The organism is Mesorhizobium sp. P2_B5 (assembly GCF_056404775.1).
The window spans coordinates 105329-122544 of record NZ_JBFUDJ010000013.1; the positions used below are offsets into that span (position 1 = coordinate 105329).

General features: G+C 60.8%; 23 protein-coding genes and 1 tRNA gene. 19 read left to right on the forward strand and 5 right to left on the reverse strand.

Features of this window, described 5'->3' with window-relative positions:
• The first annotated feature begins 25 nt into the window (after window positions 1-25).
• The 5 genes from plsX (at window position 26) to AC1D1N_RS28620 (ending at window position 3572) form a co-directional block, all read left to right on the forward strand.
• Window positions 26-1096, forward strand: coding sequence for a phosphate acyltransferase PlsX (gene plsX / locus AC1D1N_RS28600; RefSeq protein ID WP_112561328.1), 1071 nt, complete (start codon window positions 26-28; stop codon window positions 1094-1096).
• A gap of 10 nt (window positions 1097-1106) precedes the next feature.
• The gene (locus AC1D1N_RS28605) at window positions 1107-2078 is read left to right on the forward strand and encodes a beta-ketoacyl-ACP synthase III (protein WP_477352551.1); all 972 of its coding nucleotides are present in this window, start codon (window positions 1107-1109) and stop codon (window positions 2076-2078) included.
• Window positions 2079-2180: 102 nt separating this feature from the next.
• Window positions 2181-2504, forward strand: a complete 324-nt coding sequence (locus AC1D1N_RS28610) for an integration host factor subunit alpha (RefSeq protein ID WP_006201891.1) — start codon at window positions 2181-2183, stop codon at window positions 2502-2504.
• Between the two features lie 133 nt (window positions 2505-2637).
• Window positions 2638-3180, forward strand: coding sequence for a MerR family transcriptional regulator (locus AC1D1N_RS28615; RefSeq protein WP_023669374.1), 543 nt, complete (start codon window positions 2638-2640; stop codon window positions 3178-3180).
• Window positions 3181-3269: 89 nt separating this feature from the next.
• A complete protein-coding gene (locus AC1D1N_RS28620) occupies window positions 3270-3572 on the forward strand; it encodes a hypothetical protein (RefSeq protein ID WP_436259618.1) in 303 nt (100 codons plus the stop codon).
• Between the two features lie 142 nt (window positions 3573-3714).
• Here AC1D1N_RS28620 and AC1D1N_RS28625 read toward each other — a convergent pair whose 3' ends face one another.
• The 3 genes from AC1D1N_RS28625 to AC1D1N_RS28635 form a co-directional block, all read right to left on the reverse strand.
• On the reverse strand, window positions 3715-3984 hold the full coding sequence (locus AC1D1N_RS28625; protein ID WP_352591219.1) for a hypothetical protein: 270 nt from the start codon (window positions 3982-3984) through the stop codon (window positions 3715-3717).
• A gap of 540 nt (window positions 3985-4524) precedes the next feature.
• A complete protein-coding gene (locus AC1D1N_RS28630; RefSeq protein WP_436259619.1) occupies window positions 4525-4722 on the reverse strand; it encodes a hypothetical protein in 198 nt (65 codons plus the stop codon).
• 170 nt (window positions 4723-4892) lie between these two features.
• Window positions 4893-5507, reverse strand: coding sequence for a hypothetical protein (locus tag AC1D1N_RS28635; RefSeq protein ID WP_436259620.1), 615 nt, complete (start codon window positions 5505-5507; stop codon window positions 4893-4895).
• Between the two features lie 277 nt (window positions 5508-5784).
• On the opposite strand from AC1D1N_RS28635, the gene AC1D1N_RS28640 reads away from it, so the two are divergent.
• The 4 genes from AC1D1N_RS28640 (at window position 5785) to AC1D1N_RS28655 (ending at window position 8104) form a co-directional block, all read left to right on the forward strand.
• Entirely contained in the window at window positions 5785-6066 is a 282-nt protein-coding gene (locus AC1D1N_RS28640; RefSeq protein WP_112561791.1) for a helix-turn-helix domain-containing protein, read from the forward strand.
• A gap of 170 nt (window positions 6067-6236) precedes the next feature.
• Complete coding sequence (locus AC1D1N_RS28645; protein ID WP_477352555.1) at window positions 6237-6695, forward strand: YbaK/EbsC family protein; 459 nt, start codon at window positions 6237-6239, stop codon at window positions 6693-6695.
• A gap of 48 nt (window positions 6696-6743) precedes the next feature.
• Complete coding sequence (locus AC1D1N_RS28650) at window positions 6744-7532, forward strand: hypothetical protein (protein WP_477352557.1); 789 nt, start codon at window positions 6744-6746, stop codon at window positions 7530-7532.
• A gap of 14 nt (window positions 7533-7546) precedes the next feature.
• Window positions 7547-8104 carry a CatB-related O-acetyltransferase gene (locus tag AC1D1N_RS28655; protein ID WP_477352559.1) on the forward strand — a complete coding sequence of 186 codons (558 nt, stop codon included), beginning with the start codon at window positions 7547-7549 and terminating at the stop codon, window positions 8102-8104.
• An 82-nt stretch (window positions 8105-8186) separates the two neighbouring features.
• Here the strand turns inward: AC1D1N_RS28655 and AC1D1N_RS28660 are convergent.
• Window positions 8187-8263 (reverse strand) — tRNA-Pro (locus AC1D1N_RS28660).
• Window positions 8264-8816: 553 nt separating this feature from the next.
• On the opposite strand from AC1D1N_RS28660, the gene AC1D1N_RS28665 reads away from it, so the two are divergent.
• The 7 genes from AC1D1N_RS28665 (at window position 8817) to AC1D1N_RS28695 (ending at window position 13761) form a co-directional block, all read left to right on the forward strand.
• The gene (locus AC1D1N_RS28665) at window positions 8817-9344 is read left to right on the forward strand and encodes a hypothetical protein (protein ID WP_477352561.1); all 528 of its coding nucleotides are present in this window, start codon (window positions 8817-8819) and stop codon (window positions 9342-9344) included.
• The gene (locus AC1D1N_RS28670; RefSeq protein ID WP_477352563.1) at window positions 9341-10720 is read left to right on the forward strand and encodes a 7-cyano-7-deazaguanine synthase; all 1380 of its coding nucleotides are present in this window, start codon (window positions 9341-9343) and stop codon (window positions 10718-10720) included. Before AC1D1N_RS28665 ends, AC1D1N_RS28670 begins: the two co-directional genes overlap by 4 nt.
• On the forward strand, window positions 10717-11901 hold the full coding sequence (locus AC1D1N_RS28675) for a helix-turn-helix domain-containing protein (protein WP_477352565.1): 1185 nt from the start codon (window positions 10717-10719) through the stop codon (window positions 11899-11901). Before AC1D1N_RS28670 ends, AC1D1N_RS28675 begins: the two co-directional genes overlap by 4 nt.
• Window positions 11876-12493 carry a PIN domain-containing protein gene (locus tag AC1D1N_RS28680; RefSeq protein WP_477352567.1) on the forward strand — a complete coding sequence of 206 codons (618 nt, stop codon included), beginning with the start codon at window positions 11876-11878 and terminating at the stop codon, window positions 12491-12493. The genes AC1D1N_RS28675 and AC1D1N_RS28680 overlap by 26 nt, the downstream gene beginning before the upstream one ends.
• A gap of 236 nt (window positions 12494-12729) precedes the next feature.
• Window positions 12730-13143: an XRE family transcriptional regulator gene (locus tag AC1D1N_RS28685; protein WP_477352569.1), complete on the forward strand. Its 414-nt coding sequence runs from the start codon at window positions 12730-12732 to the stop codon at window positions 13141-13143.
• The gene (locus AC1D1N_RS28690; RefSeq protein WP_477352571.1) at window positions 13140-13316 is read left to right on the forward strand and encodes a hypothetical protein; all 177 of its coding nucleotides are present in this window, start codon (window positions 13140-13142) and stop codon (window positions 13314-13316) included. The genes AC1D1N_RS28685 and AC1D1N_RS28690 overlap by 4 nt, the downstream gene beginning before the upstream one ends.
• A 91-nt stretch (window positions 13317-13407) precedes the next feature.
• The gene (locus AC1D1N_RS28695; RefSeq protein ID WP_477352573.1) at window positions 13408-13761 is read left to right on the forward strand and encodes a DUF2293 domain-containing protein; all 354 of its coding nucleotides are present in this window, start codon (window positions 13408-13410) and stop codon (window positions 13759-13761) included.
• Window positions 13762-13956: 195 nt separating this feature from the next.
• Here AC1D1N_RS28695 and AC1D1N_RS28700 read toward each other — a convergent pair whose 3' ends face one another.
• A complete protein-coding gene (locus AC1D1N_RS28700; protein ID WP_477352575.1) occupies window positions 13957-15012 on the reverse strand; it encodes a LacI family DNA-binding transcriptional regulator in 1056 nt (351 codons plus the stop codon).
• Window positions 15013-15188: 176 nt separating this feature from the next.
• Between AC1D1N_RS28700 and AC1D1N_RS28705 the strand changes: the two genes are divergently transcribed.
• The 3 genes from AC1D1N_RS28705 (at window position 15189) to AC1D1N_RS28715 (ending at window position 17155) form a co-directional block, all read left to right on the forward strand.
• Window positions 15189-15518 (forward strand): MoaF-related domain-containing protein, encoded by a 330-nt coding sequence (locus AC1D1N_RS28705; protein ID WP_477352577.1) that lies wholly within the window; start codon window positions 15189-15191, stop codon window positions 15516-15518.
• Window positions 15519-15551: 33 nt separating this feature from the next.
• Window positions 15552-15938, forward strand: a complete 387-nt coding sequence (locus tag AC1D1N_RS28710) for a hypothetical protein (RefSeq protein ID WP_477352579.1) — start codon at window positions 15552-15554, stop codon at window positions 15936-15938.
• 143 nt (window positions 15939-16081) lie between these two features.
• Window positions 16082-17155, forward strand: a complete 1074-nt coding sequence (locus tag AC1D1N_RS28715) for a DUF2817 domain-containing protein (RefSeq protein WP_477352581.1) — start codon at window positions 16082-16084, stop codon at window positions 17153-17155.
• The last annotated feature ends 61 nt before the right edge of the window (window positions 17156-17216 follow it).

The following is a 17216-nucleotide window of genomic DNA, read 5'->3' on the forward strand; positions in this document are numbered from 1 at the left end:
CCCAAGCTAGTGAGATAAAGACCGCGTGATCAGGATTTCCATCGATGCCATGGGTGGCGATCACGGGCCAAACGTGGTCATCCCGGCACTCATGACGGTCGCTGTCAGGCGTCCCGACATCCGCTTCATCATCTATGGGCGCGAAGAGATGGTGCGCCCCGAGCTCGCCAAATTCCCCAAACTGGCCGAGATCAGCGAGTTCCACCATTGCGAGATCGCGGTCAGGATGGACGACAAGCCGAGCCAGGCGTTGCGCCACGGCCGCTGGAAGTCGTCGATGTGGAAGGCGGTCGAAGCGGTCAAATCTGGCAGCGCGCAGGCCTGCATTTCGGCCGGCAATACCGGCGCGCTGATGGCGATGTCGAAATTCTGCCTGCGCACCATGGCCACCATCGACCGCCCGGCGATCGCGGCGATCTGGCCGACGCTGCGCGGCGAGAGCGTGGTGCTGGACGTCGGCGCCACGATCGGCGCCGATGCGCATCAACTGATCGATTTTGCCATTCTCGGCACCGGCATGGCGCGTTCGGTGTTCGGCATCGACCGGCCGAAAGTCGGCCTGCTGAATGTCGGGGTCGAGGAGATAAAGGGCCAGGAAGAGGTCAAGGAAGCCGGGCGCATGCTGCGCGAGGCCAATATGGCTTCGATGAATTATCACGGCTTCGTCGAGGGTGACGACATCGGCAAGGGCACGGTCGATGTGGTCGTCACCGAAGGATTTGCCGGCAACATCGCGCTCAAGACGGCGGAAGGCACGGTGCGCCAGATCTCAGGCTATCTGCGCGCCGCGATGAGTCGTACGCTGATGGCCAGGATCGGCTATGTCTTCGCCAAGGGCGCATTTGACCGTTTGCGTGAAAAGCTCGATCCGGGCCGCTCCAATGGCGGTGTCTTCCTGGGTCTGAACGGCATCGTGGTAAAAAGCCATGGCGGTGCCGATTCGGATGGTTTTGCGGCAGCGATCGAGCTTGGCTACGATATGGTGCGCAACAATCTGATCGACCGCATCGAGGCCGATCTCGATCTGTTCCATGCGCGCAATCCGCATGCCCAGGCAAACAGGAAAGCCGACGCCGCCGTCGACGCAAAGGAATAGGAAAGACACTTTGATCAGATCAGTCGTGCGCGGCACCGGTGCCGCGCTGCCCCGCCGCATCATGAAGAATGCCGATTTCGAAGGCATGGTCGAGACCTCCGACGAGTGGATCGCCCAGCGCACCGGTATCCGCCAACGCCATATCGCCGCCGATGACGAAACGACGGCATCGCTCGGCGAGGCGGCCGCGCGCGCGGCACTCGACAGCGCCGGCCTGACGCCCGCAGACATCGACCTGATCGTGCTGGCGACCTCGACGCCCAACAATACCTTTCCGGCGACCGCCGTCGATATCCAGAACCGGCTCGGCATGCATCATGGCTTTGCCTTCGACATGCAGGCGGTGTGCTCGGGCTTCGTCTATGCGGTGACCACCGCCGACCTCTACATCAGAGGCGGCCTCGCCAACCGCGTGCTGGTGATCGGCGCGGAAACCTTTTCGCGCATCCTCGACTGGAGCGATCGCTCGACCTGCGTCCTGTTCGGCGACGGCGCCGGCGCGGTGGTGCTGGAAGCGGATGAAGGCACCGGCGGCATTGCCGACCGTGGCGTACTGGCGATGAGCCTGCGCTCCGACGGCGTCCACAAGGACAAGCTTTTCGTCGATGGCGGCCCGTCGACCACCGGCACGGTCGGCCATCTCAGGATGGAAGGCCGCGAAGTGTTCAAGCACGCCGTCGGCATGATCACCGATGTCATCGAGGCAACGTTTTCGCAGGCCGGCATCACCGCCGCCGACCTCGACTGGTTCGTGCCGCACCAGGCCAATAAACGCATTATTGACGCTTCGGCCAAGAAGCTCGGGATTGCTGAACAAAAGGTGGTGGTCACCGTCGACTTGCACGGTAACACCTCGGCTGCCTCCGTGCCGCTGGCGCTTTCGGTGGCCGTCGCCGACGGCCGTATCAAGAAGGGTGACCTCGTGCTGCTGGAAGCGATGGGCGGCGGTTTCACCTGGGGCGCGGTTCTGGTTCGCTGGTAAGTGCCGAACGGTCCGGTTCGGTCCTTGACCTTGCCGGATCAATTACTTAGGCTCTGCCTTTGCTTGTATCGATTTATGTTTTTGAACTGATGGGACGGTCGCATGGGGGGAAAGACACTTACGCGCGCCGACCTTGCCGAAGCTGTTTATCGTAAGGTCGGCTTGTCGCGCACTGAATCGGCAGAACTCGTCGAGGCGGTGCTGGACGAAATCTGCGAAGCCATCGTGCGCGGCGAGACGGTGAAGCTGTCGTCCTTCGCCACCTTCCATGTCCGTTCCAAGAACGAACGCATCGGCCGCAATCCCAAGACCGGCGAGGAAGTGCCGATCCTGCCGCGCCGGGTGATGACCTTCAAGTCGTCGAATGTGCTGAAGAGTCGTATCTTGCGCTCGCACCAGAACAGCAAGGCCAAGGGCGGCAAATAGGTTTTGCCCAAACCTTCGGTTGAAAACGGCCGCCGGTTTGACGCCGGGCTTGAATGTTGTTTCATAAACCGCTGAAATAATACCCGATTCGGCAGACTAGGCTGGATCGCCGTCCAGCGTGAGGATTTCGCCCATGGACAAGAGCCCCGACGCTTTCCGCACCATCAGCGAGGTCGCGGAGGATCTCGATCTGCCGCAGCACGTGCTGCGCTTCTGGGAAACCCGTTTCAACCAGATCAAGCCGATGAAGCGTGGCGGCGGCCGCCGCTATTACCGGCCGCAGGATGTAGAACTGATCAAAGGCATCCGCCACATGCTTTATGACCAGGGTTACACGATCAAGGGCGTGCAGAAGCTGCTGCGCGAGAACGGCAACCATTTCCTGGTCGCCATCGGCAATGGCGACATGGCTGCCGTCGAGGCGATCTCGCAGCGCAGGCAGGCCGATCAGGTGCCGCTGACGCCGGCGGCGCAGCCGCGCGGCATGGATGACGAGATGCTGGTCGGCCAGCCCAAGGTAAAACCCAGCCGCCGCTTTTTCGGGCTGGGCAAAACCGAGGAGGAAGGTCCCGTCCAGCCCGGCGCGTCGAAACTGTCGCGCGACAACCGCGCCTTGCTGCAGGAGGCGCTGTTCGACCTCTTGGAGTGCAAGCGTCTGCTCGATCAGGTGCGCTAGACCTCTCGGTCAATTGCCAGAGGCAAGCAAAATCGGAACCGGTTCCGCAGCCGTGCGTTTGGCCTTCTCTTGAAAGAAGGAAAAAAATCATGGCATCGCTTTCGACCCTCTCCGATCTCGATCTTGAAAAGCAGGTCGCGACCCTTTCCAAGGAACTTGCTGCTTTGAAGAAAGCTGTAGCCAAACGCGGCGGCGCTTACTACGAGGACGGACGCGATGCTGCCTCCGACTACTATGCGCAGCTTGCCGACCGCATCAGCGATGCCATGCCCGCAATCAGGAAGCAGGGCAGGGCGATTGAAAAGACGGCGCGCGATCATCCGGCGACGGCGGCTGCCGTGGGTCTGGTCGTGGTCGGCCTCCTCGCCAGCCTGTTGCTCAGCCGGCGCTAGAGCAATTCCAGGAAAAGTGTGAACGGTTTTCCCGGGAAAAGCGCTTAGCGCTTTCCCTTGGGAATTGCGTAAAACAAAGAGGCCTCAAAAGAAAATGGCGGCTGTCCCGTGGACGGCCGCCATTTCCTTGATCAGGGACCGATTACTTGGCGAGCTTGATCTTGCCCTGCGGCGAAACCTGCGCGGTCTGGCTGCACTTGCCATAGACCGTGCCATTCTTGTCAGTGGCATCGGTATAGGTGCCCTTGCACTCGATCGAGAGCACTAGGCAATGGCCGGCGCCCTTGCAAACCGCGCCGCCGTCGCCAGTGGGATGCGTGCCGCCGGCGAAAGCCGAGGTCGAAACCGAAGCCGAACCGAGAGCCGAGACGACGAAAGCCGCAGCGAGCGTGATGCGCTTGAAGTTGGTCATTTGAGCATTTCCTTCTCTGGATCGAGGATCGCCATCATGGCGTCCTTCTAGGTTGGGATCGCCTTCTTGGCGTCCATGCCGGGTTAGTGCGGCTCGCAGAGGAAAGGTTCATGCGTGGTTCGAATTTTCTTCGTGTTTTTTCGCGAAGGCGATTTTTAGCCTTCATCAACAGCCGGCGCCTGGCGGGAACGGCCGGCATCGATCATGCATTTGGCGTGAAGTGCGCTGGCATGGACGCGCCGCATGCCACGCGAAGGTCGCACGGTGGTGTGCCGAAAATGTCCGGCCAAGACCGGGTCCGCCATCCTAGCGGGTTTTCGGCAACGCACTGAGACACTCTCGATGTCCTGCAGCATGCCTCGCAACCGCTGTGCTCCTCGGCCTTGCGCCTGATACGTTCGTTGGCTGCTCGCCTTCTGGCGCATGGGCGCCATCGAATCCTGTCTTCATCTCGCCACGTCTCGCCCGGCAAAGACCAATGGGAAGGCGGCCTTGGCGAGGACTCCAAGGCCAGCCTTCCCATCAGGCAAGTCAGCCGGCTCAGGCCTTCTTGGCTTCCACCTTCTTGTGGTAATGGTGGTGGTGGTGGTGATGATGGCGGTGATGCTTGTGGTGATGATGATGGTGGTGGTGCTTCTTGTGCAGCGGTGCTGCGTCGGCGCTGCTGGCGCCGATGAGCGGCAGCGAGACAGCCAGGGCAAAAGCCAGCCCGAGAGCCGACAGGAGGGACTTCTTCATGACTTCGTTTCCTTTTCTGCGCGGGCTGAATTTGACCGCCACCGAGCAAGATCGGTGACGTGAACCCCGCAGCCATGACTATCGCCTCCGAATTTTTCGACAGTTTTTCCCGACTGTAGAATTTTGTTTCTGGATTGTGTCTGGCGCCTTCGCAGGAGCAGCAACCGCTTTCACATCGGCGGAACGACGCCGTTGTTGCCGACCACGACCCGGTCGGCGGTCAGCGTGCCGTCGCTGCCACGCTCGGCGTTGACGAACACCACGGCACCGGGCTGAAGGTCGGCCGGTGTGGCCGGCGCAAAGGTCACCACCGGTGTCGTCTGGGGGATCGCGATCTGCTTTTTCTGGCCATTGTCGTAGGTGAGCGTCACCGTGCGACCCGCAATCTCGGTGACATCGGCGACCGTGCCGTTGGTCATCCGGCTGTTGGGCTCGAGATCCCACGGGCGGTCGCCTTCGCCGGTGCCTTTGAGCGCCGCCGGGAAGATCACCACCTCCAGCGCGCCGCTGCCGCCATCGGCCTTTGAAACCGAGGCAATTCCGAGGAAATCGCCTTGCTTGATATCCCCGGCCTCGGCCTTGGCGACGCCGGAAATCTTCCAGCCGTCAGCCAGCGCGATTGCGTCGGTGGCGCCTTCACGGGTCTTCACCGTCAGTGTCGATCCGGCAAAGGCGGCAACGGTGCCGCGAATGCGCACCGCGTCGGCGGCTTGTGCCTCGACCAGGCTGGCGCCGGCGAGGCCTGAGATCGTGGCGAGCACGATGGCTGATGTCTTCAATGTCATGGGTCTGATCCTCTTGGGGAAAGCTGGTCCGATGCGGTTGCCAGCGACATCATGTTAACGCGCGAGCGGCCCTAAACCGCTGAACACTTCGGCGTGCGGTCCTTCAAAAGAACTTGATCGCGACGTGCCCGATGGCAGGCGGTTTTTTGACGCCGGTTCACGATGCCGTGACGGTCGGTTTGGGTCTTGGCAAATCGCGCTTGAGCGGGCATTGTCCCGGCTCTCAGGCAACACCCTATCATTTGATCCAAAACTCTTTAGCCCCATGGAGTTGCCAATGCCCCAAAATGCAAAACACGAACCCTTCTCCAGGCTGGCGGCCGATGTTGCGCTTGAGCACCCCGGCCTTAAAGCCATCCGGGAAACAAAGGGATACAGTATTGAAGAGCTTTCCCTGACCTGCGGTCTGTCGACCAGCGAGATTGCCGACATTGAGAGCGGCAAGGACACCGATCCGTCGAAACTTCGGCGGATCGCCGCAGCATTGCAATTGCCGGAAACGGCCCTGATCGATGCCCCAGCGCCAACAGCGCCTGTAGAAAATCGGTCCGTTTCATAAACGACGACGCCAAGGCGTCTCTCAACAAGCTCGCCATGGTTTGCCCTGGCGAGCTTTTTCGTGTTCGAGTGGCCAGAGCAATTCCAGGAAAAGTGTGAGCGCTTTCCCTTGGGAATTGCGAAAAACAAGTGTCTGTTGCCCGCCGGATCGAATGGAGGAGAAACACCGGAATGAGTCTTGAGACCGTGCGTGCCTTTCTGGCTGCCCGTGCGCCCGATGTCGAAGTTGTAGTCACCGAAGCCAGTTCGGCTACGGTGGCGCTGGCAGCGGCAGCGCATGGCGTGGAACCGGCGCAGATCGCCAAGACCATCTGCCTGCGCGTCGGCGAGCAGACCATGCTGATCGTGGCCGGCGGCATGTCGAGGCTCGACAACCGCAAATTCAAGGACCGCTTCGGCGGCAAGCCGCGCATGCTTGACGCCAATGAGGTTGTCGCCGCCACAAGCCATCCTGTCGGCGGCGTCTGTCCATTCGGCCTGCCGGCGCCGCTGCCGGTCTATGCCGACGTCTCGCTGCGTGCCTTCGATGAAGTCGTCCCCGCAGCCGGCGCCACCAATGCCGCCGTACGGCTGAGCCCGCAGCGCATGGCCGAGATCGTCAACGCCGAATGGGTCGATGTGTGCCAGTAGCGGCTGAGCGGCTGGTAGAAGATTGGGCGACTTACTATACGTGATGGAATGAACGACGTTTTTGGTTACATCGCCTATGGTGAGAACGAGCTTTACCATCGCGGTGCGCTGCTCAGCGCCCTCAAGCTTTTGCACCACTGCCCGACCGCCAGAATAGTCGTCGCAACGGACAGGATTGAACTCTTTCGCGCTTATCCTTTCGAGACAATGCTCATAACGACTGAGCAGAAAGAGCAGTGGTCTTTCGGAGGAAGCTACCATTTCGGCATCAAGGCCGGTGCTATGCGTGAGCTTTTGCATCGAGCAAATCGGCTCCTTTTCATGGACACCGACATGTACCCGGTGGGGGACCCGTCGAAGGGCTTCCGCGCGATCTCCGCGACCCATTCCTTTATGCGCCTGTGCGAAGGGCCGCATCGCATCTATCAGAGCGCGTTGCCGGGCAAGAACATCAGCATCGGTGGCCAGATCCTGAGCGGCCAGGAACCGATGTGGAACAGCGGAATCGTAGGAATCCACCGCGACAATCTCAGTGCCATGGTGGACGCCTTCGCAGCTATCAAGGCCGTTTATGAGGTGACCGACACGTGGGCGCCAGAACAGTTCTGCCTCGGGGTAGCCCTTTCTCAAAACGGCCGAACCATCAGCCCTCATGGCCTGCCGATCCGACACTACAACACTCGAGGCAAAAAGCAGTTTGCTGAGCCGCGTGTTCATGCGTTCTTTAACGCTTATGGCAAGGTGCCAGTCGGCCAGCAGGTTGCAAAAGCCGGTCGATATCGTCTGTGGCGAACTCCCGCGGATCTCTTGCGCCAGAAGCTGAGGAGATCACCGTGACGGGGTGGCTCCGCATGAAGAATCCGTTTCGATCCAAGCTGCCCTCAAGCGTGACCCTCGGACGTCACACCTATGGAGTGAGCCGGAAGAAGGTGCTTGGAGCGTCTGACGCCACTCCGTTGACGATCGGGGCGTTCTGTTCGGTCGCCGGCAACGTCAGCTTTGAATGTTCCGGGGGAAGCCACGTGCCTTGGGCTGCAACCACTTTTCCGATTCACAGCCGCATGATGGACTCGACCGATCCCAATGCGCATGGCGGCAAACCCGTCGGCATTACCATCGCCAACGATGTCTGGATCGGCCGTCATGCGATGATCATGCCAGGCGTCCACATCGCGGATGGCGCTATAGTTGCGGCCGGCGCCGTTGTCACCAGGGATGTGCCGCCATATGCGATCGTCGGCGGGGTTCCGGCCAGGCTTATCCGCTATCGCTTTTCACAGGACGTCATTGCGAAATTGCTGGCGATCCGGTGGTGGGAATGGAGCGACGAGAAGATCAAGCAGGAGGCTGCTCTTCTTACAGGCCCCATCGAGCCTTTCCTGGAGCGACACGCCGGCGTGGCGCCGTAGGAAACGCATTTTGCGAGTGGCTGTAGTGCGGCTGAGAAATCGCGTGGCCACTTGGGGGAAGCAGCTAAACGCCTGTGGTGTTTGGTCGGAGTGGCCGGATTCGAACCGACGACCCCTTGACCCCCAGTCAAGTGCGCTACCGGGCTGCGCTACACTCCGGACCGCGCAAAGCCCTATAATCTCAAGGGGTGTAGCGCAAGAGCCTTATCGGAACAAAATCGGCGAAATTAGAACAAATGGTGTCCCGGTGTGGATTTCGAGACCAAAAGTCACACCGAAAATCACACCGGATGTTCTTGGTTTGTCCGGTATAGGTCGGGTGTGACAACACGGCGCTAGGCGACTAGGACTCCTTGGTTGCGCAGGGATCGCGATACACAGCTGGCCGTAGGCAATTCATTTACTCGGAGCATATCTCACGGCTTATGAATTTGGCCGACCTCTTTGAGGCTGGGTTCACGGAGCGGACGCGCGAAAACGACTGCCCGCAAAACGATGGCGCCGATCTTGCGCGCCATTCATCGGCAGCTAGTCGACCTGGGCTGGCGCTGCCCGGCGCGCGCCGTGGCAGGCCAGGATTAGTGTATCGAAGGCGGACGGGCGTCAGCGGACGCTTCCCGGCCGGCGTGCGATTTGACATTGTCATCATATTTTTCGTATGATCCTGACATGGAGAATCGCTGTGAGTGATGGACCTCATCGAAGCCTTCCGATGCGGAGTCATTGGAGGGACCTCGCGCAACGTGCTGCGAAGAGCGCCTTTGCGCCTGAGCAGGTCTGCGAGGCGCTTCCTTACGCTCTGAAGCGCGACCTCCTCGAAGCGCCGATCAAAGGCATTCGGGATATCATGGGCGGCGGCTCCCTTTTTCCCGAGTTGCGAATTGAACAACTGGAGGCCCTGCGGGAAACCTGCCGCGGATCGGCGCCGGCCAATCTTGCCATCGACTGCGCGGTCGAAGCTGCCCGAAACGGGTTGACCGGCGATGCCGGCACCGAAGCAGCCTTCCGGAACGCTCTTGAAGATGCTACGCGCAGCGCTCTCCGGGGAATCGAAGAACACTATGAGCGGGAGGTCAGCTCCCGGAGCGCCGGTTATCTGCGAACGAGGCTCGATGCGGCCCGCCGGCAGCTCGATTGCGGCGCGCTCGCGCGCGAGATCCTGGCGTCCGAAAGGCCGCCGTCCCGGCGCTCAGTGACGCTACCCCGTCATACGGGTGTTGACGAGGGACCGCTGCTATGATCGTCACCGCATTCAAGGCGAAAATACCTGAACGGGCGATCGATGTTGTTGAGCCCGGCCGTAAGCCGCGCAAGGGCCGCCTCGCTTTCGATCTGAGTCGCGACCTCGAATTCAACACCGACGCTTTGCAATCTTATGCGTTCGCGCGCTGGGAGCCGATGATCTACGACGCGATGGTCGTGGCCGCGGCGATCGAATTTGCCGACCATTCTGTCAAGCGCCCAACGCGCGGTTGGGCGAGGCGAATCGCGCTGCGCATTCCCGTGCACGAGCCGGCTCGCTGGAGGGGTCCGGCAGTCCTTAGCGCACTTCATGATGCAGCGGGCTTTCTGACTGGCGATTTCTGGACGCTTGAATTTGTTAAGCGCGCCCGAGCCGTTCCCAGCCCGCTGCAAGAATGCTTCCCTTTTCCGCGCCCGACGGATGCCGTCATCGCCTATAGCGATGGCATGGATTCGCGGGCCGTCGCCGGGCTTGCCGGCAGCACCATGGGCGAGAAGCTGGTGAGGGTTCGCATCGGTTCCAAAGCCGCCCCAAAGTCAGTTGCATATGGCAAGTTGGAGCCTTTTGCGCGCGTTCCCTACAAGTTCAAAAACCCAAGGCGCAAGGGCAACGGCGAGACGAGCGCGCGCAGCCGCGGTTTCAAGTTCGCGCTGATCAGCGGCCTTGCCGCCTATCTGGCCGACGCTGGGGAAATTCTCATTCCAGAAAGCGGCCAGGGCGCGATCGGTCCGGCGCTCGTAACGGTGAGCCACGCCTATCCAGACTACCGCAATCATCCACTCTTCACCTTGCGAATGGAACGCTTTCTCAAAGCGCTGCTCGGCAGGCCGGTTCGTTTCGTATTCCCGCGACTGTGGAATACGAAAGGCGAAACCCTGCGGGCCTTCTCGGCCCTGCCGAACAGCGAGTCGTGGCGCGACACCAAATCCTGCTGGCGAAACAGCCAGTGGAGCGCGCTGAACGGTAAGCTTCGCCAGTGCGGCATTTGCGCGGCCTGCATGCTCCGGCGCATGAGTGTCCACGCTGCCGGACTGACGGAAGAGTCGGGCGTCTATATCTGCACGGATCTAACCGCCGCGTCGCTCGAGGAGGCGATCCATCCCGACTTTACGCGGCGAAGCGACGCGTTCGGGCAATATGCGATTGCCGGCGCGCTTCATCTTGATCACATGGCCGACATGGCCGGCGCGGAAGCCCGCCCTCCGGTTCGGCGGCATGCCGCCCTGATATCGGCGGCGCTCGGCATATCGGCTGAGGAAGCCGAAGTGAATCTTGTAGGCATGCTCGAACGGCATGCGGCCGAGTGGAATAGTTTTGTAAATGACCTGGGACCGCGCTCCTTCGTCAGAAAGTGGACGCGTAAAAGTCAATGACTGGAGACAGGGACCGTCTAACGGACACCGAAATTGGAGAGCGCCTTCGGCTCGCACGGGAAGGCGCAAAGCTCACGCAGGCCGACGCCGCAGCGCTTATAGAGGCCGCGCGCACGACCATCGTTGCGATCGAGCAAGGCAGGCGCCGTATCCAGATGGACGAACTGCAAAAGCTCGCGACCGCCTATCGCACCTCAGCAAACGCCATCCTGCGGCGGGAGGCCGTGCATCTCGACATGGTGCCTCGCTTCCGCAAGCTTGCAGAAAGCGGCGACAGCGCGGTGGAACAGGCGACCCGCCTGCTAAATGATCTCGTCCGCGCGGAAGTCGAACTAGAAAACGCACTGGGCGTCAACCGAACCCGCAACTACCCTCTTGAGCGCCCGATCCTGCCGGGTGAGATACGGGCTCAGGCCGAACAGGATGCTCAGGAACTGCGCGACTGGCTCGGGCTCGGGCCAGGTCCTGTGACCGACATTGTTTCGATCCTTGATTTGCAGCTCGGCATCCGGGTCTATGTGCGTCGGCTGGACGGCAAGGTCGCGGGGCTGTTTGCATATGACGAGGCCGCCGGTGCCTGCATCCTGCTGAACGCAAACCATCCCCACGAACGTCTCACGCAAACGGGGGTGCATGAGCTCGCCCATTTTATCTCCACGCGCCGCCAGCCGGAGGTCCTGACCGAGGACGAGCGGTTCTCGTCGCGGGAAGAGCGCTACGCGAATATTTTTCAGCGTTGCTTCCTGACTCCGGCGCGCGCCGTGCGACAGCGGTTTGCCGAAATCACGGCGGGCCAGTCGCACCTGACGCGCCGCCATATCATCCTTCTCGCCTATGCCTTCGGTGTATCTCGCGAAGCGATGGTGAGGCGACTCGAAGAACTGAAGCTCGCACGCGAAGGAACGTGGGACTGGTTCCTGGCCAATGGCGGCATCACCGATGAACAGGTGCGGCAAGTCGTGGGCGATCTTCCGGCACGGCGGTCGGGCTCGGTTCTAGCGCAGGGCCTTGTTCCGCCCCGCCTCGCGCTGCTGACGCGGGAGGCTTGGAAAAAGGAGATCTATAGCGAAGGCCAGCTTGCCCGGCTCCTCCAGTTAAACCGCCACGAAATCAGGGAGATTCTCGACGGCGCTGAAGAGGAGGAGAGCGAGGCCAATGAGCTCGTCAAGCTTCCTCACTGACACGCGTGTAAAGCTTGTAGCCGATGCAAGCGTCATCATAAACCTGAACGCGACGGCTCGCGGCGCGGCGATCATCAAGGCTGTGCCGAACTCGTTTGTCGTGACGGAAAATGCCTGCAACGAACTGGAGATGGGCGCTCGTAATGGCCATCACGATTACCGGCACCTTGTGGAACTGATCGACGCAGGACTGGTTCAGCGAGTCCGGCTCGGTGCTCCAGACGCCGCCGTTTACGAATCGCTTCTCGACGGCTCGGCCCTGCGGACCCTGGACGACGGTGAAGCCGCGACGATCGCCTACGCGCATCAGAACGCCTGCATCGCGCTTATAGATGAACGCAAGGCCAGGACGCTTTGCGCAGCTTCCTTTCCGGGCCTTGTCGTCGCCTCGACGACTGAACTGTTGATGCACGGATCCATTGCCGCCGCGATCGGCGCGCAAGGTCAGATCGACGCGCTGGTCAATGCCCTAACCGCTGCTCGCATGCGAGTGCCCCCGGAACATCTGGAACGACTAGTGACTATCATCGGGCCTGATCGTGCCGCCTTGTGCGCGAGCCTGCCAAGGGCCGCACGCAAGATGGTCGGTTGACTCAGCTTCCTGCACGATGCCGGCTTCGGGCTGAAGCAGCGAGGTCTGGCTCTGGCTCCAAGGCTCGGGTCTTACGGTCGGTCTGCTCGTGACAGCGAGGAGTCGCGCAGAAAAAAACGTGCCGGTGGACATCCAGTAAAGCACTGCGCCATACAAACAGCGAAATAACCCATAAGTCGATTGCTATAACTCTCATCAAGCAGCGCAATGTTGCTTTAAGATGAGAAAGAAGATCGATGGTTAAACACACAACAAACAAGCCTTACTCCGAAACAAGGCTGGCCAAGTTCGTCGAAAGGCGAATTCTCGAGCTGAAGTCGCGAAAAACGCAGTCCCTCATCTCAGGCGAGGCCGGTTTCGCACAACATAACATGCTAACGAACATCAAGGCCGGCAACAGCAAGCTGCCGCTCGATCGGGTCCCAGCTCTGGCTAAGGCACTCGAATGCGATCCTGCTCTGCTCTTCATGATGGCCGTCGAGCAGCTCGGCGGCGACACGACAGAGTTGGCCATCCGGAAGATTTTCGGGACCCTCGTGACCGAAAACGAGACGGCCTGGTTGGAGGAGATCCGCAAAGCGTCCGACTATTCGGATCCGAGCCTCACATCCAGGTCGAGGGCTGCTCTCCGCGGGATCTTCGGCAAATGAGCCGGGCTGAAGATGAAATCTCCCTGATTGTTCGCCAAAAGCGTGTCTCGGAAATAGCGATCACGTCAAACGAGCGCAACTGGATCGAATTCATCCGGCTCGCGAGCGGGGATACCGACCCGCCGCCTACGCTCGACCAGGTGCAGAGGCTGAGGCAGATTTTTCAACCCTGATTCAGGATTCCTGAACACGAAATTGCTCGGGCCTGGCGCCTTAGTGTGCCAGGGCTTCTGCTTCGGTAAACGGATTTGTGATTGATTGACGATGTCAGATAGCGACGAGCCGAAACAGAATTCACCGGGCACCTATTCTTTCGGCGCTGTGGTGCGGCACATGCGCATCCATCACCCGGGTTGCCCGAAGAAGACGTGCCTGACGATAGCGGCGCGGGTTAGCGCGAGAGATTGGAACAGCTTAAAGCTCGGTGCGGCGGTCGGTATCGAATTGCAGAAATACGTTCGGCATTCTTTTACCGACTATGACGAACTGCTTCGTTACAAAATGATGTCGCGAGAGGAAGCGCGGGCCTTCGTTGCCCAACAGGTAGATGAGATTCTTCGAGCATGGCGCAAGCCAGCGGTCAAACTGCGCTTGGCGCGGCCGAAAGGAGATGCCTGAGTGCGGATCGGTTCACGGGCGAGATGACTGACGAACCGATCGATTAGGCGTCTGCTCAGCAACGGCGAAGAGCGGATATCCAGTTCCCGTGTGACCTCGGACATCGATCTGCTAGCCGCCCACGTCGCAGATGAGCCAAAAAACAGACCACCACAGCACTCGTAGGGGCGGCCCGCCTTTCCGTGCCAAGGTGACTTAGCTACGTGACCGGGCCGTCGAGCCGCGGACCACCAACTCGACCGGCATGACGATTTGCTTCGGGGCTGCGTTCGCGAACAGCATGGCCGCGGCAAGCCGCCCCTTCCCGATAATGTCCTGCGCTATGGTCGTGAGAGGCGGCATGGTGCGGGCAGATTCCGCTGTGCCATCGAAGCCAACGACCGACACGTGCTCGGGAACGTTTATGCCGCGACGAACCGCCTCGTCGAGCACGGTGATTGCCTGCCAATCCGACATGGTCAGGATTGCCGTTGCTTCGGGAACTTGATCGAACACGATAGCTCCGGCAGAAGGGTCTCCAGGAGTGGTCTCAATGATCGGGACATCATGAATCGACAGATTGATCTCTGCGAAGCCTTGGGCGAAGCCCTCGAGCCTTTCGTGGTCGAGCTGAAATCCCGCACTGATCGCACGCTTGGGCCTGCCGGGCAGATGAATGATCGGTGGCCCGGCTGTGCGCCGGATGGACAGGATGGCAAAATGCCGATGTCCAAGGGCTGCTAAGTGCTCGACCGCCATCAGCGCGCCGCTCCTGCCATCTATGCGGATCGAATTGATGTCGGGGCCGGCGTCGCTTTCGAGAATGACGAAGGGGAGACGCCGGCGCTTTGCCGAGGTGATCAGGTCGATATCCGCGCTGTGACCCAGGATGAAGCCGTCGACCAAGGCCTCCCGAATGGTGGACGTGCGCGTTTCGTCCGTGCCGTTGACCAAGCTCAGCGTCGCTCGGGCCTCGTCGCACGCAAGCGCAACGCCAAGCACCAGCTCTCGCGTGTATGGGCTTCTGATCACGTCGGCAATGGCATAGGCACCCGGTGGCATAAATCCGATGGCGTTGAACTTGCCGTCCTGCAGCACTCGTCCTCTGGGGTCGGGACCATCGTAACCAAGCTGGTGCGCCGCTGCCTCGACGCGCTCACGCACGTCAGACCGCACTAGGTCCGGGTGATTGAAAACATTGGAGACAGTGCCGCGGGAGACACCGGCGACCCTGCCCACATCGGCCAAGGTTGGCATTTTTGGACGGCTCATTCCTTCCAGTTAATCCAATTTTTGGAGCGCTCCAAGTTTTTTCTTGACTCGGTCCGAAAAAAAGGTAGATTTTGCGTTTGGAGCGCTCCAAAGACGCATAAATTGCATATTCTACTGCATTTGGTGCCCGCGAAGGCCACGGTGCCTCTGCGCGCCAAGCCACCAAGGAGGATAGGATGGCTGCGACTTTTGATGCCCCGACCTCACTCGTCGGGAAGACTTTCGACTGTGCGTTCGGCCCGTTCGTGCCGAGGCTGACAGTTCTGTCACCGACCGAATTGCGGGTGCAGGCGACGATCGGCGCTACCGAGATCGACGAGGTGGTTCAGAGCAATCTGACCGGCGTTCGACCCGGACTTTTCATCATGAGTTGGACGGAGCAAGGCGGCAACTTCGTCGTGCAGGTTCAAGATCACGAGAACCAGATCGTTCATAACTATGCGCGACTTGCGGACGGGCAGCAGTTCTGCGCGCAAGGCACAATTCAACCAGTGACGACGGCGTGAGGGCCGCCTGTGTATCTGAGAGGAGATTATGCCATGACCACCAACATGATCGACCAAAGCGACCCTACGCAGTGGGACCCAAAGCTTGATGCCGTGATCGCGGCACCCGCAAACCACAAAGTATTGTTTGAGAATGACCGGCTACGCGTGCTTGAGGTGATCCTCGAGCCCGACGAAGAAGAGCCGACACATCACCACCGCTGGCCTTCAGTATTTGTGTTCGATCAGGTGGAAGGCCCTATCCACGACTTCGCGCCGGACGGGAGCATGATGCCACCCAATCGAGATGTCATCCAGGCGGTCCAGGCATGGGACGGTCAAGGCTGCCTCGTGGTGCATATGGCCCCCCAACCGGCGGGTCGCGTGCTCAATGCTTCGAGCAAGACCCTGCATGGTATCCGTGTCGAGATGAAGTCATGATCCTGCCCACTGGTATTCCTGCGCGCTGAACGTCCACTTCTCACGATTGGCTCGCAGGCGGCGCGGCGATCGTTACAGCGCTGTCTTGCAGCGTCTTCGCCCACCTGTCACGATCGAGCCTGCTATCGCAAGTAGGGAGACCGATGGAGTGCTTCTCGGACAGCTACGCTGAAGCTCGCGGCAAGTTTCTCCTCGCATGCGCCGACGCTGGGGCGCAGGTTACGACCTATCCGCGCGAAGGGCTACTGGGCGAGACCGGCGAGGTGCTTGCGACTGACGTCGCCTGCCTCGGACCCGAGGCGGCGCAGCGCGCAGCGATCGTCATTTGTGGCACGCACGGCTCAGAAGCTTTTTCCGGCTCGGCGATCCTGACCCGCTGGCTGTCAAGCCGCGATGACAGGCCGTCGGACGTCCGACTCGTGTTCGTGCACGCCATCAATCCTTGGGCCTTCTCGCACCGCACGCGCACGGACGAGAACAATGTCGACATTAACCGCAACTTCCTGGGCGCGAATCCCGGCCCGACGCCGGAAAACCCGGCCTATGACGCAGCCGTCAACCTGCTGCATGCCGACCCTTCGGACGCTGCGGGCGTGCTCGCACTGCATCGCGCCTACAGGGCTCATTTCGAGGCAAACGGTTGGGCGCAGGAGGGCCAGATCTGGCAGGGGCAGTGGCATCGGCCGGACGGCTTCATGTATGGCGGCCAGGCGCCGAGCTGGTCGAACATCACGTTCCGCCGCATCGTGCGCCAGCATCTTTCCAGCGCTGCCACGATCGGCTTCCTCGACTGGCACACGGGGATCGGCCAGTTCGGCGAGATCGTGCACCTGATCTTCGACGAGCCCGGAAGTATTGAGCACCGCGCTGCATCCGGCTGGTGGGGGCTCGCGGGGAAGGAGGATGGCGCCTTCAAAACGGGCGCCAAGCCGAAATACCGCGGACTGCTCTGCCAAGCGATCCGCCAGGAGCTACCGGATGCACGGATCGCAGGCGGGGTGATCGAGTTCGGCACGGCCGACGACTATCAGATCTTCCGCGGCGACCTGATCGACCGCTGGCTGCGCTTCGAAGGTCGCTACCATCGCGATGCAAAGGCGCTGCGTGCTGCCCATGCCGACACCTGCTGCCCGCGCGATATTTCTTGGCGCCGACTGGTGGAGGTGCGCGGACCGGAAGCGATCGACCAGCTCCTTGCCGGGGTCGCTGGCTGGTGAGGGGACGGGGATCGAACGACGGCAAGGCTGGGCGAATGTCTCGAACGAATGGGAAGCAGAC